Below are 14,766 nucleotides of genomic sequence, written 5' to 3'. Positions count from 1 at the left end.
TCTATGTGGCACCGATCATGAAACAGGCCCCCCGTCCGAACAGAACGAGGGGCCTGGAACTCTCTTACCTGTGGCGCAGGTGGTGCCCTCGGCAGGATTCGAACCCGCGACACCCGCTTTGGGAGCGAGGTTGGGGAGCCGTTGGCACGACCTGCGGGTTTCCTGCTTTTGGCTGTATCCGTTGGCCGTACCCGTGCGTACCAAGGCTCCCCGTGAGTCCCCGCCCGTTCTGGCGCACGAATGGCACGCCCCGAGATCCTGCACGGGGCCCTCTCGATGCGAACTACGGGCGGGATGATCGCTGTGGCCTGCCCGATGCGCTGAAGTGGAGCTTCCCAAGTAGGGTGGGACACACTAGGTGCTCATCAGCCGCCTTCCGCTGCCGGCCTCTCCGTAGCCCCCATGCGCGTCCGCTGCTGGTCGTGGTGTGACATTCCAAGTGCGGCTCGGGCACTGAATTCCCATGAAGTGCGGAGTTCCGGACAAGTGCTAGAGAGGCAATCATGGCCTTTGCCACTGCCAAGGACGGCACACAGATCCACTTCAAGGACTGGGGGTCGGGCCCACCGGTGGTCTTTTCCCACGGCTGGCCCCTGATCGCGGACGCGTGGGATCCGCAGTTGAAGCTGATGGCGGACAACGGCTTCCGGGTTGTGGCCCACGACCGGCGCGGGGGTGGACGCTCGGGCCAGTCCTGGGAGGGGAACGACCTCGACACGTACGCTGAAGATCTGGCCTCGGTCATCGAGGCCCTCGACCTTCGTAACGTCATCCTGGTCGGTCACTCGACCGGTGGGGGAGAGGTCACACGCTACATCGGCCGACACGGCTCGAGTCGCGTCACCAAGGCGGTTCTACTCGGCGCGATTCCCCCGTTGATGCTCAAGACGGAAGCGAACCCGGAGGGGCTGCCGATCGACGTCTTCGACGAACTCCGAAAAGGCGTGCTGACGGACCGTTCCCAGTTCTACAAGGACCTCAGTGCCCCCTTCTACGGCGCCAACCGCGAAGGATCGACCATCTCGCAGGGGATCCGCGACGAGTTCTGGCTCTGGAGCATGACGGTGGGCATCAAGGGTGCCCACGACTGCATCAAGGCGTTCTCCGAGACCGACCTCACTGAGGACCTCAAAAAGTTCGACATCCCCACGCTGATCATTCACGGCGACGACGACCAGATCGTTCCCATCGTGGCATCCGCGAATAAATCGTCACAGCTCGTCAAGGACGTGACCCTCAAGGTCTACCCGGGTGCTCCGCACGGCCTGTCGATGGTTCCCGAGTTCGCGGAACGGTTCAACGCCGACCTCCTCGAATTCGCACGCGGCTGACCGGCCACGCCTCGTCGCTCACTGGTCCTCTCGCGTTCTGGTCTGCGGATGCCCGTCCGCAAGCCTCGACCGTCAGGCGCAGCCGGTGGATCAGCTCGTGTGTGCCGGCCGTGGGACTTCGCCGCGCACCGCGGCGTGAGACCGCGTCAATGTGGTGCCGGTCCAGTCACGGGGCCGGCTCGTCCGCCGGTACCCGTCCCGCTCCCTGCCCACCACGCTCCTCAGCTTCTACACCGAAGAGCAGGGGAAGGGCGCCGAAGACCGAGAAGAGGGTGACGCGGGCCTGATCAACTTCGTTCGCTTTTGGTCCCCGAGCACGGCAGGGTGCCAGTCGCGATCATGCGATCGGCACCCTGTCCAGCGTCGAGGTGGCGGGATGTGAACTCACGACCTCTTCGTCCCGAACTCTCGGCTGAGCAGTCATTCAGGACTGGTGGGCTGGTCAGTCAGTCATCGACGGCTTCTGACAGTCGACTACGGTTGCGGTGGTCGCTGTACTCCGTCCTGAGCTGGTCCTTTCTTCTGTGCCCCCGGCAGGATTCGAACCTGCGACACCCGCTTTAGCCTCGATCTTTCGCGAGGGCCCGCTGACGGCGTCGGTGGACCCTCGCGAAAGATCGAGGCCAGGAGCTGTTCACCTCTGCCGCCGTCGCCCTGCCGCTCATCGCCCACGCGTCCTGCCCCGTGGTGGTCCTACCGGAGCCGGAGCACCTCACCCAGCAGCCGCCGTACTTCGTGGTCGGGGTCGACGGCAGCCCTCACTCCACCGCCGCCGCCGTCGACTTCGCGTTCGAGGAGGCCGCCCTACGTGCCGCGGTCGTGCGGGCCCTGTACGTAGGGCACGCCCCGCTGCTCGGAGTCCTGGACGAGGGCGCGGCCATCCAGGAATACCGTCGGCTGCTGTCGGAGACGGTGGCCGGGCGTACCGCCGGCCAACGCGAAACGGCAGCCAGGTCCCGGTACCGCTGCGGGGGAAGGCAAACCAGATGTCACCGGTCGACGCACCGAGGCACCGCGCGCCGTCATGAGGGCGTGGTGTGCGCTGTCGGTGGTCGAATCCGTACCGGACATCGCCCTCCCGGGTGTGGGTACTGACGCGGGCACTCCGGCAGGCGCGAGGGCTGCCCTCCAGGAAGAGGTCGGTGACGAGGTGCTCGCCTGTCATCAGAGGGATCGTGCCGCTCGCTCGGGCACCCGCCCGTAACCGGATGACCGGAGCATGCGTTCCAGACTCAGCGCGCCGTATGCGGGACCGGGGCCATGTGGTCGGTGAACCAGTCACGGGCCAGATCGGTGACCTTCTCCAGGGCACCGGGTTCCTCGAAGAGGTGGGTCGCGCCGGGGACGACCGCGAGCCGGCTCTCGCAGCGCAGCCGGGCCTGTGCATCGCGGTTGAGGCCGAGCACCAACTCGTCGTGGCCCCCGACGATCAGCAGCGTGGGCGCGTTCACCGCCGGCAGCCGTGGCCCGGCCAGGTCGGGCCTGCCGCCCCTGGAGACGACTGCGGAGATCCGCGCGCCGGGTTCGGCGGCCGCCCACAACGCGGCGGCCGCGCCGGTGCTCGCACCGAAGTAGCCGACAGCCAGCCCCTGGGTCTCCGGCCGACCGCGCAACCAGCCGGTGGCGTCCGCCAGCCGCCGGGCCAGCAGACCTGAGTCGAACACGTTGGCCCTGTCTGTCTCTTCCTCCTCGGTGAGCAGGTCGAACAGGAGAGTGCCGAGCCCGGCCCGGTTCAGCCCGAGCGCGACGAACCGGTTGCGCGGGCTGTGCCGGCTGCTGCCGCTGCCGTGCGCGAACAGCACCACCCCGGCCGCGCTCTCGGGCAACGTCAGTTGCCCGCGCAGCACCACCCCACCGGCCTGCACATCCACCTCCGGGTCCTCCGGCACCGCGTGAGGCGGCTCAGTCCGGCGGGTGCTCACCGGACGGGCCGCGGCTTCTTCCAGACAGGCGACGACCTCATCGTCGCCGGTCTGGGAGAAGTCGGCGTAGAACTGCCCGATCGCATAGAAGTCCCACGGGGTGTGCACGCATACGAGTTCGTCGGCGTCCTCGCCGAGCCGTGCGGTCCAGTCGTGCGGTGCCACAGGGACGGCGAGCACGATCCGTGCCGCTCCCCTGGCACGGGCGATCTGGCAGGCCGCACGCGCCGTCGACCCCGTGGCCACCCCGTCGTCGACCACCAACACCGTGCGGCCCTCCGCGCCAACCGGTTCCCGCCCTGCTCGGTAGCGCCGGGCGCGGCTCTCCAGCACTTCCCGCTCACGGGCCTCGACCTGGGCAAGCTCATCCGGGGTGACATGCGCGGTGCGCACCACGGCATCGTTGATCACACGCACGCCGCCCTCGCCGATTGCCCCCATCCCCAGCTCCGGCTGGAACGGCACGCCCAGCTTGCGCACCAGGCAGACATCGAGCGGCATGCCGAGCGCCCCCGCGACCTCCGCGGCAACCGGCACCCCTCCACGGGGCAGCCCCAGCACCACCACCTCGGTCCCCTTCAGATGCCCCAGCCGGGCGGCCAGCTGCCTGCCGGCGTCACGACGATCCCTGAAGAACACGACCCGACCTCCTCGTCCCGGAGGAACACGGCGGGCGACACCCGCCCCGTACCTCCATCCTCGCCCGCGCAGCGAACAGATGCGCATCGCCACGCGACCCGCCCCGGCCTGGCCGCCGACGGCGACCCGAGGAGGACGGCCGGTGAACCGGCCCGGGGAGCGAAGCCGACCTCGCGCGAAGCCTCCCCGACAACGAGGCCGGCCGCTTCGTCGAAGCTGTGGCGGCAGGCCGCGTCCGACCGGCCGCCGCCAGAGGCCACCCGAGGCAGGACAGGCGGTCCGCAGCACATGAATCGATGGTGCGGTCGGCCCGCACGCGCCGAGGGAAGGGACGGACAAGCCCCCGGATCACTGTGTCCGGGCGGGCTGACGTACCTGCCGCACCGACGGGTACTGCCGTCGCAGGATGGTCAGGCGGCACCGTCTCCGGCAGGCTGCGGCACGATGACGACCGGGCAAGGTGCGTGGTGCATGAGGCCCTGGCTGACCGAGCCGGGCACCAGTCCGGAGAATCCGCCCGGCCCGGCTCAACGCGGTGCGCTGCGTTCGGGCATCCGCGCACGTGGTCAGGCACCCGAGGTGTGCGACGTCCGCAGCGGAGTGCGCGCGTCACGGCGGCCACCAGCCGCGGTGCCGGAGCCGTTTCGATTCGGGTTGGGTCAGGTTGGTCGGGCCGGGGACGACGGTCGCCGCTGACGAGCGCCAGTCTTCGGCCCTCGCACACGCGCCGAAGCGACGACCGCGGCGAGGTCCCCGCCGTGAGCCTCCGCCCTCGTCGGCGGGTGGAGGAGCCCATCACCCTGGCCGGCCGCAGCCGCGAAGCCCAGACGCCGCGCGAACGCCTCCTCGCTGCGCGCCGGTGCACGACGCGGCCCGTCTCGTAGATCCGCACAGCCCGCGGACGCGGTTGTCTTGCCGGCCTCGTTCGGGACCGGCGGCTTCCGACTTGCCACGCCCCGACCGACAAGCAGTCGCGAATCGTCGCAGTGCGCCGCATGAGCGAGCGATACGGCGCCTTGTGACACGGCCCGCCCGGGTGCCGGCCCGCGGTCACAGACCATCGCGCCGCCCAGGGGCAGTACGCATCAGCCAGGTCATCGTCCGGCTGACGTCCGAGAGCGAGACGATTCCGACGAGCCTGCCGTCATCCACGACCAGGACCCGGTGCTCGGCGCCCGGCTCCATGCGCGGCAGCAGATCCGCCAGCGGGCTGTCCGGCCCGACCACGGTGGTCTGCGACAGTGGCATCATCACCTCCCTCACCGTCACGGCGCGGTCCTCGGCCTGCGGTACCTTTCTGGCGCTGTCGAGCGTCACCAGCCCGACCGGGACCCCGTCGTCGGTCACCGGGAACGCCGAGTGCCGGTAGCGGTAGCGCGCGCTGGTGAGGAAGCCCGCGACCGTGGTGTCCGCGGGAACCGTGAGAGGTTCGGGCGTCATGGCGTCCCGGACGGGGACGCCGGCGAGCACCCCGCGCAGCTGGGCCTGCCGTCCCTCGGCGGTGGCGGCCGCGATGAGGAACCAGCCGATCAGCGCCAGCCACAGAGCGCCGAACGTGCCGGTCCGCATGAACGCGATCAGCCCGAGGGCCACCAGCAGCCACCCGAGGACCCTCCCCGCCGCGGTCGCGCCGGCTGTCGCCCGCAGTCGGTCCCCCGTGCGCCACCACAGGAACGCGCGCAGCAGCCTGCCGCCGTCGAGCGGGGCGGCGGGCAGCGCGTTGAAGACGGCGAGCAGTACGTTGATGCCCGCCAGCCACGCCACCATCTCCACCACGACCCCGGGCCCGGACGCCAGGTCGAGCAGCCAGGCACCGAGTGCGAAGAGCCCGCCCAGCAGGAGGCTGACGAGGGGGCCGACCCCGGCGATCCTCAGCTCCGCGCCGGGGCTGGACGCCTCGGTCCTGAGCCGGGCCGCTCCGCCCAGGAACCACAGCACGATGTCGTCCACCTCGACCCCGTTGCGCCGGGCCACGACGGCGTGCGCCAGCTCATGTGCGAGCAGGGAGGCGAAGAAGACCAGGGCGGTACAGAGGCCGGCCGCCCAGTACAGCGCCCAGGCCCGCCCCGGATGCGTCTCCGGGAGGCGGCCCTGCGACAGGCCGAACACGATGATGCCGAAGATGAACAGCACGCTCCAGTGCACGCCGACCCGGACTCCTGCGATCCGTCCCAGAACGAACGTCGCCCTCACAGCGCTCTCCCCTGCTCGAGCCGTCATCCGAAAGACAGCCGTCCTCCTTCGGCCACCGCTCCGTCTCACCGCCGCCCGCCGTATCGTCGGCCGACGCGAGCGCACAGATCCCGATCCCTCTGGCAGTGCAACGGATCGGCGCGAAGGAAACACCACCACCTGTGGGAAGGAGTTCCGGGTCACGGGCCCGGACCCCGCCGGCTCATCGGGATTGATGCATGGTGCGCGCACCACGTCGTCGTCGACAGCGCTCGCCTCGGACCTCTCGCTGAGCGCATCCTCCTGACCTCCAGTACACCCTCGAGCCGACGGCTTCGCGCGCCGGAGGGGCCTGGAGACATGGAGGGCACTTCAGGGTGCGACCGCCTCCGTCCGGTCGCAGTGCCGCCCGGCATGCCCTCAACCGGCACGCCGGACAGGTCGGTTCCTGGACTGTGAGACGTGGTCCGGCCCGACGAGGAGGTCGAAGCGCTCCTTCAGGAGGACGCGGATCTCATCGCCATCACCGGAGGCGAGGCGTTCAAGGCGCGCGCCTACGAAAAGGCCGCCCGCTCGATCGGCGGCCATCCCGCCGATGTCTCCCACCTCGACGTCGCGGGTCTGAAGGAGATCCCGGGTGTGGGCAGAGATCCCGGGTGTGGGCAGGTCGATTGCCGAGAAGGTCATCGAGTACTTCCGCACAGGCAGGGTCACGGTGGTCGAGGAGAGGCGGGCCAGGATTCCCGCAGGGTACGACAGCTCATCACCATCCCAACCTTCGGGCCGCTGCGGCGACTGCGCCGGTTCCCCTTCCAGGATCAACGCCTTCGCCGCCATCGGCAGGGCCGAACGCAGCGAGACGGGCCACTTCCGCCTCTGATCACCGCGCAGAGTCGACCGGGCAAACCGATCGACGCGGCCCGCACTTGTTCAGCGGGCTCCGGACCGCCCGAAAAGCCGGACAGAACTCCTCACGAGCGAGCCGTTCGGACCCGGCGTCCGTCGAGTGGCCACTGCGGACCGAACGGGGGGAGGCTGGAAGCAGGCGAACCATGTTCCCGGCAGCGGTTTTGATCGTCGGCCGCGACTGCGCGGGCCGTCCAGCGGATGGGAGAAAACCCATGAAGGTCGGAGTACTGACCGGCGGCGGTGACTGCCCCGGCCTCAACGCCGTCATCCGCAGTGTCGTCCGCAAAGGCGTCGACGAATACGCCTTCGACTTCGTCGGCTTGCGGGACGGCTGGCTGGGCTTGCTCCAGGACGATGTCAGGCCACTGGACATCGCGAGCGTGCGGGGGATCCTCCCCCGCGGCGGAACCATTCTCGGCTCCTCCCGCACCAACCCGTTCACACACGAGGACGGGCTGCGACGGGTACAGGACACCCTTGCCACGCACGACGTGGATGCGCTCGTCGTGATCGGCGGCGAGGACACGCTCGGCGTAGCCACCGAACTGAGCCGTCAGGGAATCCCCTTGGTCGGCGTGCCGAAGACCATCGACAACGACGTCTCCGGCACCGACTACACCTTCGGCTTCGACACCGCAGTCGGCATCGCGACCGAGGCCATCGACCGCCTCCACACCACCGCCGAGTCGCACATGCGCGCCCTGGTGGTGGAGGTCATGGGGCGGCACTCCGGGTGGATCGCGCTGCACGCCGGCGTCGCGGGCGGCGGCAACGTGATCCTCATCCCGGAGCGGCCCTTTGACATCGATCAGGTCTGTGAGCAGGTGAAGAGCAGGTTCAAGATCAACTACGCGCCGATCGTCGTGGTGGCCGAGGGGGCCACCCCAAAAGAGGGGCAGATGGTCCTCAAGGATGAGTCGCTGGACGAGTTCGGCCATGTGCGGCTGTCCGGCGTCGGCGAGTGGCTGGCTCGGGAGATCTCGGAGCGCACGGGCAAGGATGCCCGCACCACGGTGCTGGGGCACATCCAGCGTGGCGGCACCCCGAGCGCCTTCGACCGGTGGCTGGCCACGCGCTTCGGGTTGCATGCCATCGACGCGGTCAAGGACGGTGACTTCGGCGTCATGGTCGCCCTGAAGGGCACCCGGATCGTCCGCGTCCCCCTCGCCGATGCCACGGCGAAGACCAAGCTCGTCGATCCGTCGCTGTACGACGAGTTCGAGGTGTTCTTCGGCTGACCGGCCCGCCGCCCACCGGATCGCTCCCGGTCCGCCGATCCGCCGTTCCACCGACAGACCTCTGGACGGCCGTCATCCGGCGTGCGGTACGACCGCCACCGGGCAGTGGGCGTGGTGCAGTACGGCGTGCGTGACCGGACCCAGTCGGCCTTCGGCCGCCTGGGGACCGGTGCGGCGGCCCACGATGAGCAGGGCCGCTTCCCGGGACGCGTTCAAGAGCGCTTCCGCAGGATGGAGCAACATGACATCGGTGCGGACCGTCACACGGGGGTACTCCTTCTGCCAGACGCGCAGCGCGTCCGAGAGCCGCAGAATCTCCTGGTCCTCCCACGTGGCGCGGTCCTCCTCGGTCACCACCAGCGTCTGCGGAGAGACCGCCTCGGCAGGAAACGCCCATGCCTGGACCACCCGCAGACGTGCTCCACGTGCCTCAGCGGCAGAGAACGCGAAGTCCGCCGCCTCCCCGACCGGGCGATGCGCGTCGAACCCCACCACCACCTGGGCAGCGCCGCCTTCCGCGCCCATCCCCTCCCCGAAGGCGCTGGGCCGCTGGGTAACCAACACGACAGGGCATGGGGCTGCTGCCGCCATCCGCAGGGCCACCGAGCCGACCGCGAGACCGTCGAAACCGCCCGTCCCCCGTGTGCCGACGACGAGGAGTCCGGCAGTGCGGGCCGCGGCGAGGAGAGCCGGGGCCGGGGCGTCATCGGCCTGCTCGCCCCGCACCTCGACATCCGGGTAACGGTCGACCAGGTCGGCGACCATTCGCTCAAGCATGCGCGCACCCGTGTGACGCAGCCTGTCCAGGGCCGGGCGGGGCACGACGGCACCCGGAAGCGATGGAAGGGCATGGAACAGGCGCAGGGGAACGTCGCGCAGCGCGGCCTCCCGCGCCGCCCAGTCGGCTGCCGTCGCACTGCGTTCGGACCCGTCGACGCCCGCCAGCACAGGGTGACTCATCGTGTCCTCCTTCGCCCGGCCTGTACCTCCACGGGCGACACGCCGCCCTGCCTCCCCCTTCTTCCCCTCCACTGTTCCACGACAGGACCGCTCTGGCTCCCGGACCGGATGCGGGGCCCGCCGACGGTCCGATGCTGTTGGTTAAACCCTCCCGGCGGTTCCGGGCCCTTGTGAGCCCGTGCCGGTGGCCCAGGGTGCTCCGGCCGCGGACTGTGTCACTTTCCGGGAAAGTGACACAGTCCGCGGGACCATGACCCCCGTCCGCCGGATTCGCCAACAGCGTCACGGTCCTGGCGGGCCCCGCATCTCGTCGACGGCCGACCGGTTCGCCCGGTCGGTGACCTTCTGGCCCTGGTACGAAGGCCCTCCCGTCCGTTGGACGGAAGGGCCTATAACCAAATGTTTCTCTGTGCCCCCGGCAGGATTCGAACCTGCGACACCCGCTTGAGGAGTTTTCCCTGGGCGGGGCTGTGAGCTGAGAAGATGCGGGCCGCGATGTGTCTGAGCAGGGGAAACACTCCTTCGTAGTTCTCACGTGTTCGCAGGGTTTCCCGGCCTCATGTGTGCTGAATCTGTTCTGGTCGGTCCACGAGCTGAGGGTGAGGTTCTGGATCCGGGCGGATGCCGGCTCCGGTGACAAAGCTGTGAGCGGGTGGGTGGGAACCCGTAGCCTGAGACCACCGGCAGCACACGGTTCTGATCAAGTGGAGGGGATGCCGATGACCACAGCTTCTGGCGGTGTGCCTCACCCGCCGTCCTCGTCGTCGCATCCGCTGCGGACCATCCGGGACATCCGGGAGTCCCTGCCGGAGGACCAGCGTCGGCATTTCGATGCGGAGCTCGCCGACACGGAGATCGAGGCGCTGCCCAGGATGCTTCACCGTTGGGTGGCATTGAGCAACGACGGCTTCGAGGAGTTCCTGCTCTCCCGGCCGTTCGAGGGGCTGGAGTTCGGCGCGCGCTCCTACGACGAGCAGACGGACGCCGAGTGATCTACCTGTTCGACACCAATGTGGTCGCCGAACTCACGACTCGGGCCACGCCTGACCCGCGCGTCCTGACCTGGTTCCGGTCCACGGCGCGGCCCAATCGCTTCCTGAGTGTGATCACTGTGGCCGAGATCGAGGCCGGCGTGGCTGCCGCCCCGGATCCCGTGCGACAGGCGCGCTATGCCCGGGCTCTCGCTGCGGTACGGCACGAGTACCGCGACCGCATCGCGCCGATCGGCGAATCGGAAGCGGCTGCCTACCTGACCATCCACAAGGCGCTCAAGGCCGCAGGCGCCAGCATCGACCCACCGGACGCACTGATCGCCGCCACCGCCCTGGCCAACGGGTGGACGGTCGCCACCCGCAACATCAAACACCTGGCCCGAACCGGGGCTCTGGTCGTCAATCCATGGGAGCAGCAACTGTAGGTTGAGGCGCCCCTCACATGCATGTGGTGCGAGACCGGATGCCCTGCCGCCCACTCGGGCGACAGGGCATTCGACCTGCTTTTTCTCTGTGCCCCCGGCAGGATTCGAACCTGCGACACCCGCTTAGGAGTTTTCCCGGAGCGGGGCTGTGACCTGCGGAGACGTGGGCCACAGGGTGTCTGACCAGGGAAAGGACTCCTCCGTAGTTCTCACGTGTTCACGGTGCTTCCCGTCCTCATGTGTGCTGAATACGTGCCGGTGGACGCTGTCCGGCGAAAGCCATGGGTTGCTTGGGGGCCGGCGAGCGGCCGGAGTGAGGTGCAGGTGTCCCGTCAGACCTTCTCGACTCGCACGGAGTGGCCCGCGAGGATTTGATTCATGTCGTCGGTGTCAGCCGCGGATGTCGGATGCGCGGTTGTGGCACTTCGATGCCGTACAGCAGGATCCCGGCGGGGGGACCAGGGAGCGGCACTTTTCGGCGCGGCTGCCGGGCGGTGACGACGAGGCATCCGTGGCTGCCCTGGCTGCCGTCCTCAGTGGTGGTACCCACGTTGTGCGGGACAGGACTTTCCCGCCGAGTGGCATGCCCGGACCTGTGCGCGCCGCTTCGGCACACGCAGCGGAAGGGCGTCGAAACCGTTGGGTTGGAGCGAGCGGTACAGCTCCTTCGCCGGCATGAGCAGCCGGTGCGCCTTGGACAGGTCGCAGCCGCCGATGGGACATGGATCTTCATGCTCTTCCTCACCGGAGAAAGCGGCGCACTGGTGGCCTGCACGGGCGTACGGCGGCCGGGCGAGTAATCGGCGCTTCAGGGGAGAGGCCGGGACGTCTTGCCGGTGGCCTGCGGCTTCGTCGGCCGAGCCGGCGGGCGCGGATGCATCCGCTCGTTCCGCTGCTGACCGTGACTGCCCTTTGCCTCCGGCACAGCTGTGGCACGGGGCTTCTGCGTCGCCCGTAGACAGGGGACATCGTCTCGCGTTCATTTTCCGGTCTCTTCAAAGACTCCTGAAATCAACCCGCGTTTCTCATGGGCTCTTCAGGCGCCCTTGGTTGCGTATGCGAGGCCGGTCGGTCCGCAACGTATGAGCAAGGAGGCGCATGGTGTTCCTGTCGAAGGCAGCCGCGGCGTACGAGGGCCAGGCGGATGAGGCCCGGGCAGACGACAGCGGGGCTCGCGGGAGCGAAGAGCCGTTGCATGTGGCCAGTCGGCTTCATGCCTTCAATCGGTTCGAGCTGAAGTACCTGGTCCCGGTGGAGCAGGCGGCAGAGATCAGGGACGAACTGGCCGAGCGGATGGACCGGGACCTGCACAGCCCGGTCGGCGGGTACGGCGTGTGGAGCCTGTACTACGACACTCCTCAGCTGCGGTTCTACTGGGAGAAGATCGAGGGTCTGAAGTTCCGCCGCAAGCTGCGTATCCGCCACTACGGCAACCTCGAGCAGGTCACCGACGACTCGTCGGTCTGCGTGGAGATCAAGCAGCGGGTCAACCGGGTCACACAGAAGCGCCGCATCACCCTTCCCTACGGCATGGCGCGACGGTTGTGCGACAGCCGGGAGATGGTGGACCACTCGGCGAAGGAGAGCGCCTTCATCCAGGAGGTGCTCGAACTGACCGTGCGGCTGAACCTGCAGCCCACCGCGGTCACCGGGTATCAGCGCGAAGCCCTGGTCGGGAGGGAGACGGACACCGGTCTGAGGGTCACCTTCGACCGCCGTGTTCGAGGCCGGGACCGGGATTTCCACTTCGGTGTCCAGACGCCGGAGAACCGGTTCACGATCCCGCCGCACCTGTCGGTCATGGAGATCAAGGTGAACGAGCGCACCCCGCACTGGATCACCGACCTGGCGGCGCGGCGCAACCTCAACCTCGTTCGGATCTCGAAGTACGTGCAGTCCATCGAGGCGTTCGGCCTGGCCCCGCGCTCGGTCTTCCACATCAACGAGGCGGACTGTCCGCCGCCCACCCTCACTGAAGAGCAGCCGCCCCAGCAGCGGCCGGCGCAGCACGATGCGTCGTTGAAGGCAGGAGCACAGTGAATTTCGATCTCGAACTGCAGGAACTCAGCGGCACGTTCAGCGTGGCCGACGTCGTGGCGGCGATGGCGCTGTCGTTCGTCCTGTCCACGCTGATCGGCCTTGTGTACCGGTACACGCACCGCAACGTCTCCTACAGCCAGTCCTACGTGCAGACCCTGGTCATCGTCGGCATGATCGTCGCCCTGATCATGCTGGTCGTCGGCTCGAACCTGGCCCGTGCGTTCTCGCTGGTCGGCGCCTTGTCCGTGGTCCGCTTCCGGAACGCGGTCAAGGAGACCAGGGACGTCGGTTTCATCTTCATGGCCATGGCGATCGGCATGGCCTGCGGTGCCCGGTTCTACACGCTCGCCGCGGTCGGCGCCGTGGTCATCTGCGCCGTCGTCCTGGTGATGTTCAAGTTCAACTGGTTCGCGCTGAACGTGCAGCGGCAGGTGGTCAAGGTCCAGGTCCCGGCCGGCGAGGACTACACGCCGCAGATCCGTGACGTCCTGATCAAGTACACCAGCGAGTTCGAGCTGGTGAGCACGGAGACGATCCGCGGCGGTGCGCTGAACGAGGTCTTCTACACGGTGCGGCTGAAGAAGGGTGCCGAGCCCGGCGACCTGGTCAGCGCCCTGCAGGAGCGTACGTCCGGCCAGCGGGTCACCGTTTTGACCGGCTACGACACGACGGACCTGTGATGAGCGGCGAGACCACCGTGCAGCGCAAACGGCGGCTGCGGGACCGGCTGCCCGTCCGGCTGCGCCACCACTGGAAGCCGGCCGCGACGCTGGGCGTCGGGCTCGCCGCAATGGTCTATTTCCTCGGCGACGTGCGGATCTCCCCGTACGTGACGTCGTCCTCGAGGGTCGAGGCGGACGCCATCACCGACAACGTCGAAGGAACGGTGGACCTGTACGACACCTCGGTGGCGCACTCGATCCAGCTCATCTACGAGCAGACCGACTTCGACAAGATGATGAAGGAGTTCAAGGAGGACGGCACCAAGGACTACATCGAGGCCGACCTCGTCATCGACGGCGTCCACCTCAACGACGTCGGGATCCGCCTCAAAGGAAACTCCACACTGTCGTCCCTGCGGGGCAACAAGGGCATGCCCGGTGGCGGCCGGGCCCTGCCCGATGCCGCGCAGGGCGCTCCGGCCGGCGCCGACGGCGCGGCCGGTGGCCGGGACCGCGGCCAAGGCCGGACGGTCGGCGGCGGTCCCGGCGGAGCCGACGGCATGGGAGGCATGGGCGGCATGGGCGGGATGGTGCAGTACAACCTGTCCGCCGAGAAGCCCGAGGAACTGCCCTGGCTCGTCAAGATCGACGAGTACGTCGAGGGCCGCGCCTACCAGGGCGAGCGGGAGATCTCGCTGCGCCCCGGCAGCAACGGCCAGGTGCCCCTCAACGAGGCACTGTCGCTGTCGCTGACCAAGGAGAGCGGGCAGAAGGCCGAGCGGTACGGCTTCACCGAGCTGAAGGTGAACAACCGGCCCTCCGCCACCCGCCTCATGGTCGAGGCACCCGACACCGACTACGCCGACGACGTCGCCGACGGCAACGGCGTGCTGTACAAGGCGAAAGCGAGCGGCAGCTTCGAATACCAGGGGGACGACCCCACCGAGTACGAGAGTTCCTTCAAGCAGCTCAACAAGAAGGGAAGCCAGGACCTCGAACCGGTGATGAAGCTCATCAAGTGGGTCAACAGCGCCTCGGACGAGGAGTTCGCCCGGGATCTCGACCAGTACGTCGACGTCGACTCGCTGGCCGCCTACCTCGCCGCGCAGAACCTGCTGCTGAACTTCGACGACATGGCGGGCCCCGGCAAGAACTACCTGCTGTGGTACGACCTGGACACCAGGAAGTTCTCCGTCCTGGGCTGGGACTACAACCTGACCTTCAGCGGAGACACGGCGACCGGACCGGACGACTCGGTCAGCATGGGCGGCGGCATGCCGGGCGGCAACGCGGGAGCCGGGGGCGGGGCCGACAACGGGTCCACGGGTGGGAACAACGCGCAGCGACCCCCTGCAGGAGGCACGATGCCCTCCGGTGCGCCGCAGGACTTGCCCAGTGGCATGCCGGAGGGGCTGCCCGAGGGGTTTCCGGAGGAGCTTCCGGAAGGTCTGCCCGAGGGTTTTCCGGAAGGTCTGC

At 68.6% G+C, this 14,766-nt stretch carries 10 protein-coding genes and 3 pseudogenes; 9 read left to right on the top strand and 4 right to left on the bottom strand.

From position 1 onward, the window contains the following. Positions 1-503 precede the first annotated feature (503 nt). Both AOK11_RS13775 and AOK11_RS44865 read left to right on the top strand, forming a co-directional pair. Positions 504-1,331: an alpha/beta fold hydrolase gene (locus AOK11_RS13775; RefSeq protein WP_055593991.1), complete on the top strand. Its 828-nt coding sequence runs from the start codon at positions 504-506 to the stop codon at positions 1,329-1,331. Positions 1,332-1,955: 624 nt separating this feature from the next. Further along, a pseudogene (locus tag AOK11_RS44865) lies at positions 1,956-2,261 on the top strand (universal stress protein); the annotation flags it as partial. Positions 2,262-2,563: 302 nt separating this feature from the next. Here the strand turns inward: AOK11_RS44865 and AOK11_RS13770 are convergent. The 3 genes and pseudogenes from AOK11_RS13770 to AOK11_RS13765 form a co-directional block, all read right to left on the bottom strand. Next, positions 2,564-3,892, bottom strand: coding sequence for a phosphoribosyltransferase family protein (locus tag AOK11_RS13770; protein ID WP_055593990.1), 1,329 nt, complete (start codon positions 3,890-3,892; stop codon positions 2,564-2,566). A gap of 410 nt (positions 3,893-4,302) precedes the next feature. Then, positions 4,303-4,401: pseudogene (locus tag AOK11_RS39815) on the bottom strand (universal stress protein); the annotation flags it as partial. Positions 4,402-4,942: 541 nt separating this feature from the next. Further along, positions 4,943-6,085, bottom strand: coding sequence for a site-2 protease family protein (locus tag AOK11_RS13765; protein WP_055593989.1), 1,143 nt, complete (start codon positions 6,083-6,085; stop codon positions 4,943-4,945). A gap of 441 nt (positions 6,086-6,526) precedes the next feature. Here AOK11_RS13765 and AOK11_RS44860 point away from each other — a divergent pair. Then, positions 6,527-6,862, top strand: a pseudogene (locus AOK11_RS44860) (DNA polymerase/3'-5' exonuclease PolX); the annotation flags it as partial. Between the two features lie 323 nt (positions 6,863-7,185). Continuing rightward, positions 7,186-8,211, top strand: a complete 1,026-nt coding sequence (locus AOK11_RS13755) for a 6-phosphofructokinase (RefSeq protein ID WP_055593987.1) — start codon at positions 7,186-7,188, stop codon at positions 8,209-8,211. A 72-nt stretch (positions 8,212-8,283) separates the two neighbouring features. Here AOK11_RS13755 and AOK11_RS13750 read toward each other — a convergent pair whose 3' ends face one another. Further along, entirely contained in the window at positions 8,284-9,171 is an 888-nt protein-coding gene (locus tag AOK11_RS13750; protein ID WP_055593986.1) for a universal stress protein, read from the bottom strand. Between the two features lie 719 nt (positions 9,172-9,890). Here AOK11_RS13750 and AOK11_RS13745 point away from each other — a divergent pair. From AOK11_RS13745 to AOK11_RS13725, 5 genes are all read left to right on the top strand, one after another. Then, positions 9,891-10,163: a hypothetical protein gene (locus tag AOK11_RS13745; protein WP_055594027.1), complete on the top strand. Its 273-nt coding sequence runs from the start codon at positions 9,891-9,893 to the stop codon at positions 10,161-10,163. Further along, entirely contained in the window at positions 10,160-10,588 is a 429-nt protein-coding gene (locus tag AOK11_RS13740; RefSeq protein ID WP_055593985.1) for a type II toxin-antitoxin system VapC family toxin, read from the top strand. The genes AOK11_RS13745 and AOK11_RS13740 overlap by 4 nt, the downstream gene beginning before the upstream one ends. 1,197 nt (positions 10,589-11,785) lie before the next feature. Further along, positions 11,786-12,628: a polyphosphate polymerase domain-containing protein gene (locus AOK11_RS13735; protein WP_240497332.1), complete on the top strand. Its 843-nt coding sequence runs from the start codon at positions 11,786-11,788 to the stop codon at positions 12,626-12,628. Then, positions 12,625-13,308, top strand: a complete 684-nt coding sequence (locus AOK11_RS13730) for a DUF4956 domain-containing protein (RefSeq protein ID WP_055593983.1) — start codon at positions 12,625-12,627, stop codon at positions 13,306-13,308. Before AOK11_RS13735 ends, AOK11_RS13730 begins: the two co-directional genes overlap by 4 nt. Beyond that, positions 13,308-14,766 (top strand): CotH kinase family protein (locus AOK11_RS13725; protein WP_055593982.1); only part of this gene is annotated, 1,459 nt, incomplete at its 3' end. The genes AOK11_RS13730 and AOK11_RS13725, both read left to right, overlap by 1 nt.

It is taken from the genome of Streptomyces hirsutus (assembly GCF_001418415.1).
Classification (GTDB): Bacteria; Actinomycetota; Actinomycetes; order Streptomycetales; family Streptomycetaceae; genus Streptomyces; species Streptomyces hirsutus.
This window is presented reverse-complemented; position numbering and strand designations above follow the sequence as displayed.

Bases quoted from the DNA above. Each gene is read 5' to 3' on its own strand.
- AOK11_RS13745 (WP_055594027.1), top strand. From the start codon at position 9,891: ATGACCACAGCTTCTGGCGGTGTGCCTCACCCGCCGTCCTCGTCGTCG.
- AOK11_RS13750 (WP_055593986.1), bottom strand. From the start codon at position 9,171: ATGAGTCACCCTGTGCTGGCGGGCGTCGACGGGTCCGAACGCAGTGCG.
- AOK11_RS13775 (WP_055593991.1), top strand. From the start codon at position 504: ATGGCCTTTGCCACTGCCAAGGACGGCACACAGATCCACTTCAAGGAC.
- AOK11_RS13755 (WP_055593987.1), top strand. From the start codon at position 7,186: ATGAAGGTCGGAGTACTGACCGGCGGCGGTGACTGCCCCGGCCTCAAC.